At 57.4% G+C, this 20,561-nt stretch carries 17 protein-coding genes; 11 read left to right on the top strand and 6 right to left on the bottom strand.

Going from position 1 to position 20,561, the window contains the following annotated elements; genetic code table 11:
* Positions 1-92: 92 nt before the first annotated feature.
* Complete coding sequence (locus VNZ65_RS20280; protein ID WP_325672243.1) at positions 93-1,595, bottom strand: DUF853 domain-containing protein; 1,503 nt, start codon at positions 1,593-1,595, stop codon at positions 93-95.
* Between the two features lie 91 nt (positions 1,596-1,686).
* Between VNZ65_RS20280 and VNZ65_RS20275 the strand changes: the two genes are divergently transcribed.
* From VNZ65_RS20275 to VNZ65_RS20230, 10 genes are all read left to right on the top strand, one after another.
* Complete coding sequence (locus VNZ65_RS20275; protein WP_325672241.1) at positions 1,687-2,412, top strand: YebC/PmpR family DNA-binding transcriptional regulator; 726 nt, start codon at positions 1,687-1,689, stop codon at positions 2,410-2,412.
* 53 nt (positions 2,413-2,465) lie between these two features.
* The gene (gene purD / locus VNZ65_RS20270) at positions 2,466-3,740 is read left to right on the top strand and encodes a phosphoribosylamine--glycine ligase (RefSeq protein WP_168228964.1); all 1,275 of its coding nucleotides are present in this window, start codon (positions 2,466-2,468) and stop codon (positions 3,738-3,740) included.
* Between the two features lie 154 nt (positions 3,741-3,894).
* Positions 3,895-4,833 carry an oxygen-dependent coproporphyrinogen oxidase gene (gene hemF / locus VNZ65_RS20265; protein ID WP_325672239.1) on the top strand — a complete coding sequence of 313 codons (939 nt, stop codon included), beginning with the start codon at positions 3,895-3,897 and terminating at the stop codon, positions 4,831-4,833.
* 14 nt (positions 4,834-4,847) lie between these two features.
* Entirely contained in the window at positions 4,848-5,522 is a 675-nt protein-coding gene (locus VNZ65_RS20260) for a nicotinate-nucleotide adenylyltransferase (protein ID WP_325672237.1), read from the top strand.
* Positions 5,523-6,152 carry a ribosome silencing factor gene (rsfS, locus tag VNZ65_RS20255; RefSeq protein ID WP_325672234.1) on the top strand — a complete coding sequence of 210 codons (630 nt, stop codon included), beginning with the start codon at positions 5,523-5,525 and terminating at the stop codon, positions 6,150-6,152.
* A 24-nt stretch (positions 6,153-6,176) separates the two neighbouring features.
* On the top strand, positions 6,177-6,647 hold the full coding sequence (gene rlmH, locus VNZ65_RS20250) for a 23S rRNA (pseudouridine(1915)-N(3))-methyltransferase RlmH (protein WP_325672232.1): 471 nt from the start codon (positions 6,177-6,179) through the stop codon (positions 6,645-6,647).
* Between the two features lie 96 nt (positions 6,648-6,743).
* Positions 6,744-7,364: a Maf family protein gene (locus tag VNZ65_RS20245; RefSeq protein ID WP_325672230.1), complete on the top strand. Its 621-nt coding sequence runs from the start codon at positions 6,744-6,746 to the stop codon at positions 7,362-7,364.
* Positions 7,361-8,824, top strand: coding sequence for a ribonuclease G (gene rng, locus VNZ65_RS20240; protein WP_325672228.1), 1,464 nt, complete (start codon positions 7,361-7,363; stop codon positions 8,822-8,824). The genes VNZ65_RS20245 and rng overlap by 4 nt, the downstream gene beginning before the upstream one ends.
* Positions 8,825-8,831: 7 nt before the next feature.
* Positions 8,832-9,803, top strand: a complete 972-nt coding sequence (locus tag VNZ65_RS20235) for a glycosyltransferase family 8 protein (RefSeq protein WP_325672226.1) — start codon at positions 8,832-8,834, stop codon at positions 9,801-9,803.
* Positions 9,804-9,965: 162 nt separating this feature from the next.
* On the top strand, positions 9,966-10,982 hold the full coding sequence (locus tag VNZ65_RS20230; protein WP_325672224.1) for a glycosyltransferase family 9 protein: 1,017 nt from the start codon (positions 9,966-9,968) through the stop codon (positions 10,980-10,982).
* Here VNZ65_RS20230 and VNZ65_RS20225 read toward each other — a convergent pair.
* The 4 genes from VNZ65_RS20225 to dnaE form a co-directional block, all read right to left on the bottom strand.
* Positions 10,963-12,084, bottom strand: a complete 1,122-nt coding sequence (locus VNZ65_RS20225; RefSeq protein WP_325672297.1) for a glycosyltransferase family 9 protein — start codon at positions 12,082-12,084, stop codon at positions 10,963-10,965. The two genes, VNZ65_RS20230 and VNZ65_RS20225, sit on opposite strands and share 20 nt — an antisense overlap.
* A gap of 86 nt (positions 12,085-12,170) precedes the next feature.
* Complete coding sequence (msbA, locus tag VNZ65_RS20220; RefSeq protein WP_325672222.1) at positions 12,171-13,928, bottom strand: lipid A export permease/ATP-binding protein MsbA; 1,758 nt, start codon at positions 13,926-13,928, stop codon at positions 12,171-12,173.
* 3 nt (positions 13,929-13,931) lie between these two features.
* Positions 13,932-15,173: an O-antigen ligase family protein gene (locus VNZ65_RS20215; protein ID WP_325672220.1), complete on the bottom strand. Its 1,242-nt coding sequence runs from the start codon at positions 15,171-15,173 to the stop codon at positions 13,932-13,934.
* A 56-nt stretch (positions 15,174-15,229) separates the two neighbouring features.
* Entirely contained in the window at positions 15,230-18,703 is a 3,474-nt protein-coding gene (gene dnaE / locus VNZ65_RS20210) for a DNA polymerase III subunit alpha (protein ID WP_325672218.1), read from the bottom strand.
* A 106-nt stretch (positions 18,704-18,809) separates the two neighbouring features.
* On the opposite strand from dnaE, the gene VNZ65_RS20205 reads away from it, so the two are divergent.
* Positions 18,810-19,700, top strand: coding sequence for a sulfurtransferase (locus VNZ65_RS20205; protein ID WP_325672216.1), 891 nt, complete (start codon positions 18,810-18,812; stop codon positions 19,698-19,700).
* Between the two features lie 93 nt (positions 19,701-19,793).
* Here VNZ65_RS20205 and VNZ65_RS20200 read toward each other — a convergent pair whose 3' ends face one another.
* Positions 19,794-20,369: a flavodoxin family protein gene (locus VNZ65_RS20200; protein WP_325672214.1), complete on the bottom strand. Its 576-nt coding sequence runs from the start codon at positions 20,367-20,369 to the stop codon at positions 19,794-19,796.
* Positions 20,370-20,561: the final 192 nt, after the last annotated feature.

Below are 20,561 nucleotides of genomic sequence, written 5' to 3'. Positions count from 1 at the left end.
CGCGTTGCCAAGGGAGCGGATGGAGAAAATGGCCAGGCCATTTTCTCCGGTTCAGGCAATCGCGGATTGCCGGCAACGCGGACCGACGGGATTTATTTTTTCTTCAGCAAGGAACCCAGCACGCCGCGGATCAGCTCGCGTCCGACTTGCGAACCGATGGTGCGTGCAGCCGATTTCACCACGGCCTGCACCACGCTGTCCTTGCGCCCGGAACTACCGCCGAGCAAGCCGCCCAGGGCGCTGCCCCAGGAACTGACGGTGGCGCCGATGGAAGAATCCGCACCGGCTTCAGCGCCGTCTTTGGCCGCAGGCGCCGCAGCGCTGCGGCCCTTCAGCTTCTCGTAGGCGGACTCGCGGTCGACCGCGTTTTCATAAACGCCGGCGACAATCGAAGTCGCCATCAGCTGCTTGCGCTCCTCATCCGTGATCGGCCCGATCTGCGATGCCGGCGGCAGGATGAAGGCGCGCTCGACTATCGTCGGACGGCCCTTCTCGTCCAGGAAAGACACCAGCGCCTCGCCGACGCCAAGTTCGCTGATCACTTCTGCGGTATTCAAGGCTGGATTGGTGCGGAAGGTGTCGGCAGCCGCCTGCACCGCCTTCTGGTCGCGCGGGGTATAGGCGCGCAGCGCGTGCTGTACGCGGTTGCCGAGCTGCCCCAGCACGGTGTCGGGAATGTCCAGCGGATTTTGCGTGACGAAGAAAACACCGACGCCTTTGGAGCGGATCAGGCGCACCACTTGTTCGATTTTTTGCAGCAAGGGCTTGGGTGCTTCGCTGAACAACAGATGCGCTTCATCAAAGAAGAACACCAGCTTGGGCTGATCAAGATCGCCTACTTCCGGCAAATGTTCAAACAGTTCCGACAGCATCCATAGCAAAAAGGTGGAGTACAGGCGCGGCGCGTTCATCAGCTTGTCCGCCGCCAGGATATTCACGACGCCCTTGCCGTTGCCGTCGGTCTGGATCAGGTCGTCGATGTTCAGCATGGGCTCGCCGAAGAACTGCTCGCCGCCTTGCTCGCCGATGCCGATCAGGCCGCGCTGGATGGCGCCGATGCTGGCGGCGGAAATATTGCCGTATTCGGTCTGGAAGCTGGCTGCGTTGTCGCCGACATGCTGCAGCATGGCCCGCAGATCCTTCAGGTCCAGCAGCAGCAAGCCATTGTCGTCGGCGATCTTGAACACCAGCTGCAGCACGCCCTGCTGGGTGTCGTTCAGATTCAGCATGCGCGCCAGCAGCAGCGGCCCCATATCGGAAATGGTGGCGCGCACCGGATGGCCTTGCTGGCCATAGACATCCCAGAAAGTCACCGGCGTGGCCGCCCACTGCGGCTCCTCGATACCGAGCGTCTCCAGCCGCTCCTTGAGCTTGCTGGACGCGGCGCCGGCCTTGGCCATGCCGGACAGGTCACCCTTGACATCGGCCATGAACACCGGCACGCCGCGCTCCGACAATGCCTGGGCGATCACTTGCAGGGTCACGGTCTTGCCGGTGCCGGTGGCGCCGGTAATGCAGCCGTGGCGGTTCACCAATGCAGGCAGGAGCATCAGGTCATGCTGGGCATTTTTGGCTATCAGGAGAGGGTTTGACATGTTTTCGCTGACTCAGAAGTGGATTTCAAGAAAGGCCGATATGGTAAAATTGCGCTTTGATTATAGCTAACTAGAGCAAGAAAGAACCATCATGGCTGGACACAGCAAATGGGCCAATATTAAGCACAAGAAGGCCGCCACCGATGCCAAGCGCGGCAAAATCTGGACCCGCTTGATCAAGGAAATTACCGTCGCGGCCCGCATGGGCGGCGGCGACATCGACGCCAACCCGCGTCTGCGGCTGGCGGTCGACAAGGCATCCGACGCCAACATGCCCAAGGATAACGTCACCCGCGCCATCCAGCGCGGCAGCGGCAGCCTGGACGGCGTCAACTATGAAGAAGTGCGCTACGAAGGCTATGGCATCAGCGGCGCGGCGATCATCGTCGATTGCATGACTGACAACAGAATCCGTACGGTGGCTGAAGTCCGCCACGCGTTTTCCAAGTTCGGCGGCAACATGGGCACCGAAGGTTCAGTGGCGTTCATGTTCAAGCATTGCGGCCAGCTGCTGTTCGCGCCTGGCACCGATGAGGATGCCTTGATGGAAGCGGCGCTGGAAGCCGGCGCCGAAGACGTCATCACCGACGAAGAAGGCGGCATCGAGGTCATTTCCGGCCCGCACGACTTTGCCGCGCTCAAGCAAGCCCTGGAAAAGGCCGGCTTCAAGGCGGAGATGGCGGAAATCATCATGAAACCGGCCACTGAAACCGTGTTTACAGGCGACGACGCCATCAAGATGCAAAAATTGCTGGACGCCCTGGAAAACCTGGACGATGTGCAGGAAATCTATAGCAACGCAGTCATTGAAGATTAATCATTAAAGATTAATACGGAAGACTGATACTGAAGAATGATACACGGACACATATGAAAATTCTGGTAGTGGGCTCTGGCGGCCGCGAGCATGCCCTGGCGTGGAAAATCGCCCAATCCCCGCGTATTCAAACGGTCTTCGTCGCGCCCGGCAACGGCGGCACGGCGCTCGACCAGCGCCTGGAAAACATCAACATCACCGATCCTGCCGCGCTGGCGGATTTCGTCGAGAGCGAACATATCGCACTCACCGTGGTCGGCCCGGAAACACCGCTGGCGGCCGGCATCGTCAACATTTTCCGCGCCCGCGGCCTGAAGATCTTCGGCCCGACGCGGGAAGCGGCGCAGCTGGAAAGCTCCAAGGATTTCGCCAAATCCTTCATGCAGCGCCACCATATCCCGACGGCTGAATACCAGACCTTCTCCGACGTCGCCGCCGCCCATCAATATATCGATCAAAAAGGCGCACCGATCGTCATCAAGGCCGACGGCCTGGCGGCCGGCAAGGGCGTGGTCGTGGCCATGACGCTGGAAGAAGCGCACGGCGCGGTTGACATGATGCTGTCCGATAATCGCCTGGGCGATGCCGGCGCGCGCGTCGTGATCGAAGAATTCCTGGCCGGCGAAGAAGCCAGCTTCATCGTCATGGTGGATGGCAAGAACATTCTGGCGCTGGCGACCAGCCAGGACCACAAGCGTCTCAAGGACGATGACCAGGGGCCGAATACCGGCGGCATGGGCGCTTATTCGCCGGCGCCTATCGTCACCCCGGCGCTGCATGCGCGCGTGATGCGCGAAATCATCACGCCGACCGTGCAAGGCATGGCCAAGGACGGCATTCCGTTCAGCGGTTTCCTGTACGCTGGTCTGATGATCGACGACAAAGGCAATCCGAAGACGCTGGAATTCAACTGCCGCATGGGCGATCCGGAAACCCAGCCGATCATGGCGCGCCTCAAGACCGATCTGCTGGTGGTGATGGAGCATGCCGTCAACGGCACGCTCGACACCATCGAACTGGAATGGGACCGCCGCACCGCGCTGGGCGTGGTGATGGCCGCCGCCGGCTACCCGGACGCGCCGCGCAAGGATGACCTGATTTCCGGCATCCCTCCTGAAAACGCCGATACCGTCACCTTTCACGCTGGCACCACGTTGACCGGCGAACGCCTGACCACTTCCGGCGGCCGCGTGCTGTGCGTGGTGGGCCTGGGCGACAGCGTCAAGATGGCGCAGAAACAAGCCTATGGCGTGGTCGACCTGATTCATTTCGACGGTTCGCAGTTCCGCCGCGATATCGGCTGGCGCGCGCTGAAAAAGCACGGCTAAGCTAACTTCGCGGCTGGCAGCGGCGGCAACAAAACAAGTTGGGGCCAGGATTTTCGTCATGCATGGCGAAAAATCCTGGCCCCAATTTAACTAAACAGTTTATGCTTTTGACGTTGGTAAACCAGCAAATTTATAGACACCACCGATCTGTACGATGACATCAAACCTCTCTCCCGACAGTCCGGCCAGCGCCGTCAAATCCTATCTGCTCGACTTGCAGACGCGTATCGTGGCGGCCCTGGAACAAATTGACGGCAAACCCTTCGGCAGCGATCAATGGCAACGTGCCGAGGGCGGCGGCGGTATTTCCCGCATCATCGAAGAAGGCAATGTGCTGGAACGCGGCGGCGTCGGCTTCTCGCACGTGATGGGCAGCAGCCTGCCGCCCTCCGCCGCCGCCAACCGGCCGGAACTGGCTGGCCGCACCTGGGAAGCGATGGGCGTCTCGCTGGTGATGCATCCGCGTAATCCGTTCGCACCGACCGTGCACATGAACGTGCGCTTCTTTATCGCCAGCGCCGAAGGCAAGGAGCCGGTCTGGTGGTTTGGCGGCGGCATCGACCTCACGCCTTACTACGGTTTCAGCGAAGATGTGGAACACTTCCACCGTAGCTGCCGCGATGCGCTGACGCCGTTTGACGGCGCTGGCGACCAGGGTCCGGGACTCTATCCACGCTTCAAGCAATGGTGCGACGACTATTTCTACCTGAAGCATCGCAAGGAGCCGCGCGGCGTCGGCGGCATTTTCTTCGACGATTTCAACGCCCTGGGCTTCGAACAGAGTTTCGCCATGATGCAAAGCGTGGGCAATGCCTTCATCCCGGCATACACGCCAATCCTGGCGCGGCGCAAGGACACGCCGTATGGCGAAAACGAGCGCGATTTCCAGGCATATCGTCGCGGACGCTATGTTGAATTCAATTTAGTGTATGATCGCGGCACTTTGTTCGGTCTGCAATCCGGGGGACGTACCGAGTCTATCCTGATGTCGATGCCGCCCGTGGTCAAGTGGCGCTACAACTGGCAACCGGCGGCAGGAAGCCCGGAAGCCCGTTTATATTCCGATTTCCTGATCCATCGCGAGTGGGTTTGATAAGCAAGTCCGCAATGACATCCAATCATTCTCCACGCTCCAGGCAGTGCGTAGCAGTTCTCGGCGGTAGTTTCGATCCGGTCCACAATGGCCATGTGGCGCTGGCGAAATATTTTGTCACTTTGCTGGCGCCAGACGAGTTGCGTGTAATTCCTGCCGGCAACCCTTGGCAAAAACACGGGCTGGAGGCCAGTCCGGAGCAACGGGTCGAGATGGTGCAGCGCGCCTTCAGCCAGCAAAGCGTGCCGCTGGTCATCGACCGCCAGGAAATCGAGCGCAAGACGGCAACGTATACTATTGATACATTGCAAGCATTACGGTCCGAACTCGGGCCGCAGGCGTCTATCGTTTTCCTGATGGGTGCGGACCAGTTGCAGCATCTGAATACCTGGCAAGGCTGGGATAGGCTGTTTGACTATGCCCATCTGGGCGTGGCTTCGCGCCCCGGTTTCGCCATGGATGCGTCGCAGGTGCCAGCCGAGGTCACGCGCGAATTTACACGCCGCGCCGCCACCCCGGAGCAGATACGCCAGAGTGCGCATGGCTTGACCTATCTGGCAAGGAATCTGGCTATAGACATTTCGGCAACAGAAATTCGTGCCGCGCTGCACAACGCAAAAAGACCCGACACGCTGGTCCCGGCCGCAGTACTGGACTATATTGAACAACATCATCTCTATAAGAATTAAATGGATATCAAAAAACTACAAAGTCTCGTCATCGATGCTCTCGAAGACGTCAAAGCCCAGGACATCCGCGTCTACGACACGGTCCATCTGACCGGCCTGTTCGACCGCATCGCGATTGCCTCCGGCACCTCCAACCGCCAGACCAAGGCGCTGGCCGCTTCGGTGCGCGACAAGGTCAAGGAAAACGGCGGCAACATTCTCAGCGTTGAAGGCGAAGACACTGGCGAATGGGTGCTGGTCGACATGGGCGACATGGTGGTGCACATCATGCAGCCGGCGATCCGCGCCTACTACCGCCTGGAAGAAATCTGGGGCGACAAGGAAGTCAAGTTCGGCGCCGCCAAGCGCGTCTCGACCCGTACCGCAGCGGAAGAAGAAGCGCCGAAGAAGATCTCGCGCCATCTGACCACTTCGCAAGCCTTGAAGCCGGAAGACGACACCCCGAAGAAAGCGCCTGCGCGCAAGAAGCCGGTCAAGACTGATGGCGCCAAGAAGGCCGTCGGCAAGACCATCAAGGTAGCGCCGTCGAAGAGCTCGGTGCCGCCGAAGAAGGCTGCAGCGCCTAAGAAGGCTCCGGCCAAGAAGCCAGCCGTCAAGCGCGCGCCGGCAAAAACCAAGGCAGCTGAATAAGCTGCTGCAGGAACAGCCTCAGCAATGCAGCTCATCATCGCTGCGGTCGGCCACAAAATGCCGGCATGGATCGAGACCGGCTTCGGCGAGTATGCGAAACGCATGCCGCCGGATTGCCGCGTCGTCCTCAAGGAAATCAAACCCGTCGAACGTTCCGGCAGCCATACGGCCGCTTCCGCCATGGCGCTGGAGCGCAGCCGGATTGAGGCGGTGCTGCCGAAAGGCGTACGCATCGTCGCCCTCGACGAGCGCGGCAAAGACCTCACCAGCGTCCAGCTCTCGCAGCAACTGACCCAATGGCAGCGCGACGGCCGCGACGTTGCCTTCATCATCGGCGGCGCCGACGGCCTCGATCCTGAATTCAAGGCCAAGGCTGACAGCCTGCTGCGCATTTCCAGCCTGACGCTGCCGCACGGCATGGTCAGGGTGCTGCTGGCGGAGCAGTTATACCGCGCCTGGTCGATTACCCAGAATCACCCCTATCATCGCGTCTGACCCTCGCCTGGTGAGCGCTTATCTCCCCCCAAAACACCCCCGTCAGACGCGTAACTCTGTAATAATCGCTGGAATCACGACGCATGCCGCCCAGCAATGAAAAACCCTTACCAGAAAATCTATCTTGCTTCGAAAAGCCCGCGCCGGCGCGAGCTGCTGCGCCAGATCGGCGTGGTCTTCGAATTGCTGCTGCTGCGGGATCAGACGCCGCGCGGCCCCGATGTCAGCGAGGATGTGCTGCCGGACGAACTGCCGCAGCACTATGTCGCCCGGGTCACCATGGAAAAGGCCCGCGCGGCGCATCAGATGATGGTCTGGCGCAGCCTGCCGGCACGGCCTATCCTGGCCGCCGACACTACCGTCACGATCGACGGCCTGATCCTCGGCAAGCCGGCCAGCAGGCGCGAGGCGACCGAGATGCTGCAAATGCTGTCCGGACGCACGCACCAGGTGCTCACCAGCGTCGCCGTCATCCATCAGGAGCAATCCTGGCAACTCACGCAAGTTTCCGATGTCTTATTCCAAAGCTTGAGCGCTGCCATGATCGACGCCTACTGCGATACCAGCGAGCCGTATGACAAAGCGGGCGGCTATGGCATCCAGGGGCCGGCAGCGATTTTCATCGAAAGCATACGCGGCAGCCATTCCGGCATCATGGGTTTGCCGCTTTTCGAAACCGCACAATTACTTCAACAGGCAGGCATCCGCATTTTATGAGCGAAGACATCCTCGTCAACATCACGCCGCAGGAAACCCGCGTCGCCCTGATTTTCCAGGGTGCGGTGCAAGAGCTGCACATCGAGCGCACTTTGTCGCGCGGCCTGGCCGGCAATATCTACCTGGGCAAGGTGGTGCGCGTGCTGCCAGGCATGCAATCGGCCTTCATCGATATCGGCCTCGAGCGCGCCGCCTTCCTGCACGTAGCGGACATCTGGGAAACCCGCGCCCACGATGGCCAGGCGGCGCAGCAGACGCCGATTGAAAAACTCTTGTTCGACGGCCAGTCGCTGACCGTGCAGGTGGTCAAGGATCCTATCGGCACCAAGGGCGCCCGCCTGTCGACCCAGATCTCGATTGCCGGCCGCATGCTGGTGTATCTGCCGCAGGACCGCCATATCGGCATTTCGCAGCGCATCGAGAACGAGGCTGAACGCGAGCTGCTGAAAAATAAAGTACAAAAACTGCTGCCGCCGGAAGAAAAAGGCGGCTTCATCATCCGCACCATGGCCGAGGATGCGCCGGATGCGGACCTGCAGATGGATATCGAGTACCTGCGCAAGACCTGGTCTTCGATCACGCTGCTGACCAAGACCAAGCCGGCGCCGACCTTGCTGCATCAGGACTTGAGCCTGGCGCAGCGGGTCCTGCGCGATTTCGTCAACGACGAAACCACTACAATCCAGGTCGATTCGCGCGAGAATTTCCAGAAGCTGCAGGAATTCGCCGCCAGCTACACGCCCTCGGTCACCGAGCGGCTGATGCATTACACCGGTGAGCGTCCTCTGTTCGATCTCTACGGCGTGGAAGAAGAAATCCTGGAAGCCCTGAGCCGCCGTGTGCCGCTCAAATCCGGCGGCTACCTGATCGTCGACCAGACCGAGGCCATGACCACCATCGACGTCAATACCGGCAGTTTCGTCAACGGCCGGAATTTCGACGACACGATTTTCAAGACCAACCTGGAAGCGGCGCACGCGATCGCGCGCCAGCTGCGCCTGCGCAACCTGGGCGGCATCATCATTCTCGATTTCATCGACATGGAGAACAGCGAGCACAAGCTAGCCGTGCTGGCCGAGCTGCACAAGGCCCTGCTGCGCGACCGCACCAAGAAATCGGTGTCGGAATTCTCGGCGCTTGGCTTGGTGGAAATGACCCGCAAGCGCACCCGCGAATCGCTTGCCCATATCCTGTGCGAGCCCTGCCCTGCCTGCAACGGCAAAGGCCAGGTCAAGACCGCGCGCACCATCTGCTACGAAATCCTGCGCGAAGTGCTGCGTGAAGCCAAGCAGTTCAACCCGCGCGAATTCCGCATCCTGGCGTCGCAAGTGGTGGTCGACATGTTCCTGGAAGAAGAATCGCAGCATCTGGCGATGCTGGGCGATTTCATCCGCAAGCCGATTTCCTTGCAGGTGGAAACGGTTTATCCGCAGGAACAGTACGACATCATTCTTATGTAAGGTTTGCATGAACAACTCTTTACCGACTTCTCCGGCGGACACCGCGGTGGACGATTCCTTCCACATTGCCTTTTGCGTCGACGACCACTATTGCCGCAGCATGGGTGCGACTATCGCCTCCATCATCGCTAACAGCCCGGGCGTGCAATTCACCTTTCATGTATTCGCCTTCAAGCTCTCCGACGACAACCGGGCGCGCTTCAAGAAGCTGGAACAGATGTACGGCCTGAAGACGCACATCCACATCATCGATCCGGATGTCTTCAAGCCGTTTGCTCACATCTCGCAGTTTTCCTACTACTCGCCGACCATCTTCACCCGCTTGCTGATTCCCTCGACCTTGCGCGGACTCTGCGACAAGGTGCTGTACCTGGACGCTGATATCCTGTGCGTCGGCAGCATGGCCGAACTGCTCAGCATGGAGTTCGGCGACAGCGCGGCGATTGTGGTGCCCGATGCGGACGAAACCACCAGAAGGCGCTGCGCGGCCTTGCAGCTGGCGTCGGGGAAATACTTCAATTCCGGCGTGATGTACATGCATGTCGAAAACTGGATGGCGCAGGAAATCACCGAGAAAACCATCCACGCCATCCTAGAGAACGGCAAGCACTACCGCTTCCCTGACCAGGATGCGCTGAACGTAGTGCTGGAAGGAAAAATTCAGTACATCCCGCGCAAATGGAATTTCCTGTATGACCTGATCCACGACCTGGAAAAAGACAAACGCCAGATGCGCGACATCGGCGACGTCGTCTTCATCCATTTCGCCGGCGCCGTCAAGCCGTGGAACGACTGGTGCCTGCATGCCTCCCGGGACCTGTTCGTCAAGTACCAGGCGCTTTCGCCTTGGGCCGACCTGGCGCTGGACAAGGCGCCGCGCAACTACAAAGAGATGCGCATGTATTCGCGCTTCCTGATGAAGCGCGGGCAAGTGCTGGATAGCTTCAAGTGGTACCTCAAATATCTTTCCGCAAGGTAATTTATTCAAGACGTAACTATCCGTTATAACTTGACCTGCTAGCGCAAGGCCAAGCTACAATTCTGCAAACTTACAATCAGTTCAGCAACACCTGATCGAAATATGGCAATAACAAGCTCACATGTCTTAATATGCCGCACCGACAATATAGGCGACGTCATCTTGACCTTGCCTATTGCCGCATATTTAAAACAGCATTTCCCGGCGCTGAAAATCAGCTTTCTATGCCGCGCCTATGCTGCCCCCGTGATCAGGCACTGCCGCAGCGTCGACGAGGTAGTGGAACTTGAAACATTCCTGGATAATCCTGCTGCCTATTTTGCACATGCCAAGGTTGACACCATCATTCTGGCGCAACCAAACAAGCGTCTGGCGGTGATAGCTTTCAAAGCCCGCATCCTCAATCGCATAGGAAATGCACGCCATAAGCTGTATCAAATGCTTTACTGCAATCGCAGGGTGCGATTCAAGAAAGGAAATTCGGAACTGCATGAAGCACAGTTCAATTTCGAGTTCCTGCGCCCTTTCGGATTAACCACCATTCCGGAACTGTCAGAAATTATTACGCTGTATGATTTCGACATTCCAGAGGTTCCGGCAATAGCGCGCATGTTCGCGCCGCATCCTTTCAATCTGATTCTGCATACAAAATCAAATGGCCACGGCCGCGAATGGCCCATCAAGCATTACACTACTCTCGCCAGACAGCTGGGCAGATATCCGGATATCCGGATATGGCTCACCGGCAGCGCCGCCGAAGGAGAATGGCTGGCCGCATATGGTGCAGAATTATTGCAATTACCAAATGTCAGCAACGTCTGCGGCAAATTCACGCTGGATCAGCTGAGTTCGTTCATTAAAGCGGCAGACGGCTTGATTGCGAGCGGTACCGGACCGCTCCATGTTTCCGCGGCGCTGGGACAGCGCACGCTAGGCTTGTTCCCACCCACCCGGCCGATGCATCCGGGCAGATGGGCGCCATTGGGAACCCGGGCTCAGGCGCTGTGCCTGCCGATCAGCTGCGCGGGTTGCAAGGATGTCGACGCCGCCAGTTGCGCTTGCATGGAGAACATCACACCCGATAGCGTCGCAGAAGTTGTCTTGCAATGGCGCCAGGATAGCGGCGCTCATCTCACCAGCCCCGAGGAAGCAGCTACCGTTAGCGCAGCGCAGCGATAACCTGCTCGACCGTAATTGCCTTAACCCAGTCTCGGCGATTTGCCGTGGTTATCACGATACTGTTCTCCTGGTCGATAGGCGCCCACTCAGGATTTTTCTGGCGCATTAAGGCGATCACCGGGACGTGCACGGCATTGGCCAGGTGCATCACGGCGGTCTCGACCGAGATGATCAAATCGCACTGGCGCAGCATCGCCGGTAACTGAAAGAAATTATCCTGCGCGCTGAACAACTGTATGCGGGCTATCGTATAAGCGTCGAAAAAGGCTTTAGCCCGCTGCATTTCCTCGGGCACCACATTGACTATAAAGCATGTGTCTTTGTAAGTTTCCTGTGCTCGCAATGCGGAAACAAGGTCGACGACACGCTCCAGCGGCCAGCAACGCTTCGGTGTCTTGGCATAGGGATTAATGAAAATCAGCCGCGCCCGGTGATCCGCCGGATTTCCGCCGGCGCATTCAAAATGCCATGCTTTCAGCTGTTCTTTAGCGTACGTCTCCCATTGTTCTGGGATCTGCACGAAAGGCAGGCGCGAAAATGACGTACTGTCGATGCCAAACAAACGATTGAACCAGGCCGCATAGACCGCACTGATGTGCACTCCGCGCTCGGCGACACGATCCGGATCAAACGCGGCATCCAGTTTTTGATAGGCAAGACACTTATGCAGCGCAAAGATGCTCGCCGGTTTTTTCATGCCAGCAACAAAACCGCGCGGGCTGATCTGGCGCGCAAGTTTCGCATACATTGGCGGCCGCAAGGTCGCCAGCGACACGACGAGTGAATAATCCTCCTGTTGCGCCTCGACTATCGATTGCTCAAATAATGCGGGGCTGTAAGTCTGCTGGTAAATCTTGGCAACGAACGGGCATTCAGCCAGCCAGTCATACAAGGCGTATTTCTTCAAATACGGCCATGCTGCAGTGTTGTTGGTGCGACGCACTTCATCAACCCAAATATGGATTTTGATATGCGGAAAAGCATGTGCAAAAGCCTGAAAACAGTTTTGCAGATAAGTGAAATCGCCGAGTGCGAGATGGGCAATGAACAGGATCTTATCTGTTTTTTCCAACAAAGCGGCAGGAGCGAGTTGTGCTGTCATGAGATTTTCTATTGATTTTCTTGCAGACTGTATTTTCAAATGCGGCAGGTTGACGAGATCAAGACCGCTGCTCAGGGCCGCTCGCATCAGCTCTCTACATTCACCACTTCCTTGGAAAACTGCAGGTGATACAGATTTGCATATGCGCCTCGCTTGCCAAGCAATTCATCATGGGTGCCGATTTCCACAATGCTGCCGTTCGAGAGCACGACGATGCGGCTGGCGCGCTGAATGGTTGACAGCCTGTGCGCGATCACGAACGTAGTGCGGCCCTCCATCAACTGGTCGAGCGCTGCCTGTACTGCTCGCTCGGATTCGGTATCTAGCGCGGATGTAGCCTCATCCAGGATAAGGATCGGGGCATCCTTGTAAATCGCGCGCGCCATCGCCAGTCGCTGACGCTGGCCGCCGGAGAGACGTGAGCCGTTATCACCTATTTGCGTCTCGTAGCCGTCCGGCAAAGCCGCAATCATCTCGGACAGATGCGCAGCCTTGGCAGCAGCTTCTATCCGTGCACGGTCGGGATTACTGTCGCCATAGGCGATATTGGCCGCAATCGTATCGTTGAACAGCACCACATTCTGGCTCACCATGGCTATCTGGCAGCGCAAGCTGCGCAAAGAGATCTCCTCAATGGGCAGATCATCCAACAGGATACGGCCTTCAGTCGCCGAATAAAATCCAGGAATCAAATTGACCAGGGTCGACTTTCCGCCTCCTGACATGCCCACGAATGCAATCGTTTCCCCCGGTTCGACATTCAGGTTAATATCCATCAACGCAGGCTTTTCCTGCCCGGGATATGAAAAACCGACATTGGAAAATTCAACTTTCCCGGTGACACGCCGATCCAGCGGTATACCGTCGGCGCGCTCAATCGGACTATCGATCAGCCTGAATACAGCTTCCGCCGCAGCCATGCCACGCTGCAGCGGGCCGTTCACCTCAGCCAGCTGCTTCAGCGGCACCTGTAAAGCGATCATGGCAGCCAGAAACGACACGAAATCACCGGCGGTGAGCTGCGCATGACTTGCCTGCACCAGGCCCATGGTGATCATGGCCGACATCGCGCAAGCCATCATGATTTGCGTAACAGGTACGGTAGCGGCGAAGGTACTGGTCATGCGCATGCTGTAGTGCCGGATATGCTCGGCCGATTCTTCGAAGCGTTTTTTCTCGTATGTTTCTCCGCCAAACACCTTGATGACCTGCTGGGCACGCGTGGTTTCTTCGATTACCTGAGTCAGCTGGGCATTGACGTCGAGTGCATCCTTGTTGAGTTTTTTCAGGCGCTTGGCAGTCGTGCGGACTACCATGATCATCAAAGGCATCAGCACCAGCGCGACTATCGTCAGCTTCCAGCTGATAAACAGCATGTATCCGAGCAAACCCACTACCGTCAGCACACAACGCACAATCGACGTAAACAGCTTGCTGATCATTTCTATGATCTGCTGCACTTCAAACATGATCGAATTGATCACCCGCCCTACCGTATGAGTGGCGTGAAAGTCGATCGACACATGCAAGATGCGATTGAACATTTGCTGCCGCAACGTATTCAACACCCGAGTGGAAACCCAGTTAGTCATGTATGTCGTCAAGAAGGTTGACGCGCCACGTGCTACAAATGCACCGATCACTGCAACCGGCACCAGCCACAGAGGGAAAGTCGGCTTTTGAACAAAACCGTTATCCAGCAAAATTTTAAAAATATAGGCAACCAACGGTTCTGTTGCCGCCGTTACCACCATCCCGAGCAATCCGAGAAACAGGCGCTTCTTGTATGGCCGGTGCAGTATCGCCAGGCGCTTGAAATAAGTTGTGTAGGAAGATGAGCTCATCAGTCAGTCTGCTTTAAGTTCTTTTTTACGCTTAATTATGATGGCAAGGAATGTCGCAACGCTCATGCAATAAAATCCGCCAAGAACCGTCCAGAAAAACATCAGGTCCGTAAGGCCGAAGATAAAGAAACCCAGGCACAGGAGTATCCCCATTCCCGCCGCCACTCGAATGTCCCGGTCAGGATGATGTATCTCCCTGGAAAAATAGTATGCTGGCACACAATAGATCGACAAGTTCGCAAGCAGTCCGAATATCCCCAATATGGTCAGATTGAACAAAAGCTCATTATGAGAATGTGCAAGAGACGCCGCGAGAGGAGTAATCTGGTTTTGCGCAGACAGGGTTTCCAAGCCGATACCGAAGTTCTCCCGTCCGATCCCGAAAACCGGGCGTTCCTTGAACAGTTCCCACGACGCCCGCCAGAGCTGAAGTCTGATACCTAGCGAAGTATCAACATTTTTTCCATGCAAATAAAGAGAAATATCCGATTTAGCTTCCGTCACCCTGGTTTCCACAGTACCACTGAAAGTAAACACGGATCCCACCACCACAAGAGAGAAAATTGCCAGCATCAACTTATGGCGCAGCTGGATTCTTCTCCAGGAATGGACTACGAAAATCACAAAAAAAGGAATCGCTATCCAGGTACCTCTGGACTGTCCCAGAATGGTGATGTACAGACTGGCAATAAAAATGATGAATTTCAGGGCCATGATCATTTTACTGCGGCGGCTGTTCCAGCCGATCGACAGCAGTGTCATGCAACCCAGCAACAGGGCAATATCAGAAAAAGCAATGATCAGCAGAAATCCGATATTGCCTGGCCGGGATACTCCCCCATCCGTCACCAGATATATCTTGATCGTTGCTGCAATGATTCCGCAAATGAAAGCCCACTGCACATACTTCAGATATTTAAGGGGTGCCGCCATCACTATCCAAAAGACTGGCGCAAAGATGGCAAGGCGCAGAGCGCGATCATATTGTTTAGCGTCAAAAATCCCAAGCGAAAACTGATTGAGAATGACTGCAATGAACAAGGATGCCATGGCAAGATGAAGCGGCCAATAGTCTTTCAACATTTGACTGAACGTGATGCCCATGGGCTTACAGCGCAAGATCAGTGCGGCTATGCTGCAAATCAAAAGCACGAATAAACAGGCATTGCCAGCATTGTGCAGCACTATGGATAAGGCAGGAAACAACAGAATGGCCAGAATTACAGGCCATTTAATATAAGACAAATTTCTTCTCCGGATTTAAGTTAAATGGTGAAATGGCTCTGGTAAATTGCACCAGTTTAATATTCCACCGCGACCGCTTCCGGGCCTATTTTTTCTGACAAGGCGAGCTGCAGGCCGTCGCTAGGAGACATCCTCCATTCATCGCCGAATAAGATTTCGCACGCGATGCCCTCCCCGGTGTAACGCAACGTTATCGGCAGGCCTGTTTCTGAACGATGTGACGACAGCATCTCCCTAAGCTGCAACGCATCGACTTTCTGCGAAGGAGACGATAAAGACAGTACAATTTGACGCCCATAGTGAATCCGCGCAGTAGCAATATCCATCACCTTTTCTGCCGACACCCGCAAGCCGCCATTGAAGCGGTCTTCCGAAACCTTGCCCTGCACTACCAGGAATTCGTCTTCCTTGAAAAACGCCTTGTTCGGTTCGAACTGCTCGTTATAGACGGTGACGTCAAGCGTCGCGCTGCCGTCGTCCAGGGTAACGATCATCATTTTTCCGCGCTGAGTCATCTGGGTCCGCAAGCTGGAGATGATGCCGGCCAGGGTGCGCGGCTCGCGCGATGGTTCCAGGCTGCCTAGCGGCGTGCGCGCAAAACGGCGCGCTTCGGCAGCGTAGGCGTGGAACAGATGCCCAGACAGATAGAAGCCGAGCGCACTCTTCTCTTCCGTCAGTTTCTGTTTATCGGTCCAGGGCGTCGCCTGCACATATTCGATCGGCGCTTCCAGGTCGCTGTCGTCACCGCCGAACAGGCTCACCTGATTGGCAGACGCCAGTTTCTGATCGGCGGCTTCCATCGCACGCGGCACGGAAGCCAGCAGGATGCCGCGGTCGACCTTGAAGCAGTCGAAGGCGCCGGCACGTATCAGCGACTCGATGGTGCGGCGATTGATCTGACGCTTGTCCACCCGCAGGCAAAAATCGAAGAGGTCGACGAAGGGCTTTTCCTGGCGGGCGGCGATGATGGCTTCGATCGCGTTCTGTCCCGAACCTTTGACGGCGCCCAGGCCGTAACGGATGAAGGTTGCTTTCTTGCCCGGTTCGCCTTCCGGCGTGAAACGGTAGTCCGACAGATTGATGTCCGGCGGCAGCAAGGTCAGCTTGCAGATGACCAGCGAATCTTCCACCAGGATCTTGATCTTTTCCGTGTCGTCCATCGCCAGCGACAAGTTGGCGGCCATGAACGCGGCAGGATGATGCGCCTTCAGGTAGGCGGTGTGATAGGACAACAGAGCATAGGCGGCGGCATGCGACTTGTTGAAGCCGTAGCCCGCGAATTTTTCCATCAAGTCGAAAATCTCGTCGGCCTTGGCTTCGCTCAAGCCGTCCTTGGCCGCGCCGTCGCGGAAAATCTGGCGGTGCTCCGCCATCTCTTCCGCCTTTTTCTTACCCATCGCCCGCCGCAGCAAATCGGCGCCGCCGAGCGAGTAGCCGCCGACCACCTGCGCCATCTGCATCACCTGCTCCTGATACACCATGATGCCGTAGGTTTCGGACAGGATACCCTCAGTGCGCGGATCCGGATAATCGAAGCGCTCGCCATGCTTGCGTTTGCAGAAATCCGGGATCAGGTCCATCGGACCCGGGCGATACAAAGCCACCAGCGCGATAATGTCTTCAAAGCGGTCGGGGCGCGCATCTTTCAGCATGCCTTGCATGCCGCGGCTTTCCAGCTGGAACACGGCGACCGTTTTGGCCGCGGTCAGCAGTTCATAGGAAGCACGGTCGTTGAGCGGCAGCTTTTCCAGGCTGAAATCGGCCATGGCAGGATCGAGCTGCTTGATGTAGCGCACCGCCCGGTCGAGGATCGTGAGGGTGGTCAAACCCAAGAAGTCGAACTTCACCAGGCCGACCGCTTCGACGTCGTCCTTGTCGTATTGCGAGACCACGCCGGCATCGCCGCCCTGGGTGTAGAGCGGGCAGAAATCGGTCAGCTTGCCTGGAGCGATCAGGACGCCGCCGGCATGCATGCCGATGTTGCGGGCGATGCCTTCGACCTGCTGCGCCAGGTTGAGCAGCTGCTTGACCTCTTCCTCGTTTTCGAGGCGTTCGGCCAGCATCGGTTCCTCCTGGATCGCATCGGCGATGGTCACATGTTTGCCCGGCTTGAACGGGATCAGCTTGGAAATGCCGTCGCAAAAGTTGTAGCCGAAGTCGAGCACGCGGCCGACGTCGCGGATCGCGCCCTTGGCGGCCATGGTGCCGAAGGTGGCGATCTGCGATACCGCATCCTTGCCGTACAAATCCTTGACGTGCTGGATGACGCGGTCGCGCCCTTCCTGGCAAAAGTCGATGTCGAAGTCGGGCATCGATACCCGCTCCGGATTGAGGAAGCGTTCGAACAGCAGATTGTATTTGAGCGGATCGAGGTCGGTGATCTGCAGCGAATAGGCGACCAGAGAACCGGCGCCGGAACCCCGTCCCGGTCCGACCGGCACGCCGTTCTGCTTGGCCCAGCGGATAAACTCGGCAACGATCAGGAAGTAGCCGGGGAAACCCATCTTGATGATGGTGTCGGTTTCAAACTTGAGGCGGTCCTGGTAACGCTGGCGCTGCTGCTCGCGCTTGGCCTCATCCGGGAACAGGTGCGCCAGGCGCAGCTCCAGGCCTTCCTGTGATTGCTGGATCAGGAATTCGCCGATGGTCATGCCGTCCGGCGTCGGGAAATCGGGCAGTTGCGGCTTGCCCAGCTGCAGCGTCAGGTTGCAGCGCTTGGCGATTTCAATCGAATTCTGCAAGGCCGCCGGCATGTCGGCAAACAGTTCCGCCATCTCGGCCTGGCTCTTGAACGATTGCTGGACATTGAAGCGGCGCACGCGGCGCGCATTCGCCAGCATCTCGCCTTCGGCGATACAGGTACGCGCTTCGTGCGCGATGAACTCTTCCTTGTCCAGGAACTGGGTCGGGTGGGTAGCCACCACCGGCACGCCGAATTTCGCCGCCAGCGCCACTGCCTGGCGCACATGCGCTTCCATGTTCGGCTGCTCGGCGCGCTGCACTTCAACGTAAAAATTATCCGGGAAAATATTCATCCAGCGCTGGATGCAACGCTCGGCCGCTTCCAGGTTGCCGTTGTCGATGGCCATGCCGATATCGCCGAAGTGGGCGCCCGACAAGGCAATCAGGCCGTTGCCGCTGCCATTCCCGTGGTCCTTGAGAGCGGCCAGCCATTCGGCGCGGATTTCGGCGCGGCCGCGGTGCAGGTTTTCCAGCCAGGCGCGCGACAACAGTTCACACAGCTGCAGGTAGCCGCTGCGGTTCTTGACCAGCAACAGCAGACGAGACGGCTTGTCGCGTTCGTCGTCGTTAGTGATCCAGACGTCGCAGCCGATGATCGGCTTGATGCCCTTGCCGCGCGCGGCCTTGTAGAATTTGACCATGCCGAACAGGTTGGCGAGGTCGGAAATGCCAAGCGCGGCCTGGCCATCGCTGGCTGCTGCTTTCACTACGTCGTCGATGCGCACCAGGCCATCGACGATGGAATACTCAGAGTGGAGGCGGAGGTGAATAAATTGCGGTGTCGTCATGGGCGGTATTTTACCCCGAGGCCTGTCAGACTTTTAGCAAAATTGGGCAAACCCATGCCTGCCGTTTATAATACTGATAAATCAACGACTTACCGAGAAATTTCCCATGCAGTCCAGTCACTCTTTTGTCAATATTGCGGCCTACAAATTCGTCACTTTCATAGACACGGAGCAGAAGCGCCCAGAATTTCTTGCAATTTGTAAGGAATTGCAACTAAAAGGCACGATCTTGCTCACTCCGGAAGGCATCAACCTGTTTCTGGCTGGACAACGTGCGCAAATCGACCAGTTTCTGGCCTGGCTACGCGCCGACGAGCGCTTTGCGGACATCGAAGTCAAGGAAAGCTATTCCGATAAACAGCCGTTCACCCGCATGCTGGTCAAGCTGAAAGCGGAAATCATCACCATGAAGCATCCGCTGATCAAGCCGGAACTGGGGCGCGCGCCGGCAGTACAGGCGCAGACCCTGAAACGCTGGCTGGACCAGGGCGTTGACGACAACGGCCGGCCGGTGGTGATGATGGATACCCGCAATGCCTTTGAAGTCGATGTCGGCACCTTTGAAAACACCATCGACTACCGCATCGAAAAGTTCAGCGAGTTTCCCGCGGTAGTGGCAGAGCACAAGGACGAGCTGGCCGGCAAGACCATCGTTACCTTCTGCACCGGCGGCATCCGTTGCGAGAAAGCGGCAATCCACATGCAAGACATCGGCTATGACAGCGTGTACCAGCTGGAAGGCGGCATCCTCAAGTATTTCGAGGAATGCGGCGGCGCCCATTACGACGGCGATTGCTTCGTGTTCGACTATCGCACCGCGCTCAATCCGCAACTGCAGGAAACCGCCACGGTGCAATGCTACGCCTGCCGCGCGGTGGTGACGCCGCGCCAGCAATTGTCGCCGCAATACGTTGCCGGCAAGTCTTGCCCGCATTGCCTGGCCGAGACAGTTCCGGCCGAAGCGGCAGCGCCATCGGACATCAGCACGGCGCATTAATCGCGCAATTCAGCCCCATGAAAAAGCCCGCTGGCAGTTGCCGCGGGCTTTTTGTTTTCCGAGCGGAGGGATTGCGCCCTCCCGTCAAATCAATTACTTCTTGAACTTCTGCGCAGTCTCGGCAACGCGCTGGCCGAACTGGCTGGCGGTTTCCAGGTCGCCGGCTGCAGGACCTTCCTGCGGCGACGAATCGGACGGGCTTTGCGCCAGGGCGCCGGAAAAGCCGCCGACGAAATTGACGTCGTTGCGCTGCGCTGCCTTGCTGTTGGCTGGCATCAGGCCGGTGCCGACCCACACCATGCTGTGCTGCATCGCGAACGTGATCAGGTAGCTCATGGTGGTGCCCTTGTCACCATTCATGGTCGCCGAATTGGTGAAGCCGGCGGCGACCTTGTCTTTCCATTTCTGGCCAAACCATTGCTTCGACGAAGTATCCGCAAATTTCTTGAACTGCCAGGAAACCGTGCCCATGTAGGTCGGCGTGCCAAAGATGATGGCGTCGGCAGCTTCCAGCGTGGCCCAGGCGGCATCGCTCAGATTGCCTTCGGCATCGATGGCGATCAGCTCAGGCGTCGCGCCTTGCGCGCGCAATACGCCGGCATGCACTGCCTCGGCCTGGTTCTTGGTATGGCCGTAGCCTGAGTGGTAAACGATAGCAACTTTGGTCATGACAATGCCCTTTTGATGTAAAACTCAGTTAGCAAAATAAAACAACGAGAAGTAAGTGCCCCGGGTAAACTAAATTCACGATTATGAGTCTGAAGGCAATCTCAACTCGAACCGATGCTCATGAAACTGAAAGTTGAACTGACTGAAGCGGAGAAACGAACCTTGCAACAACTGTCGCGCAAACATCCCTAT

It is taken from the genome of Collimonas sp. (assembly GCF_035566555.1).
Lineage (GTDB): Bacteria > Pseudomonadota > Gammaproteobacteria > Burkholderiales > Burkholderiaceae_D > Collimonas.
The sequence above is the reverse complement of the archived record's forward strand: the minus strand, read 5'-3'. Positions and strand labels throughout refer to the sequence as shown.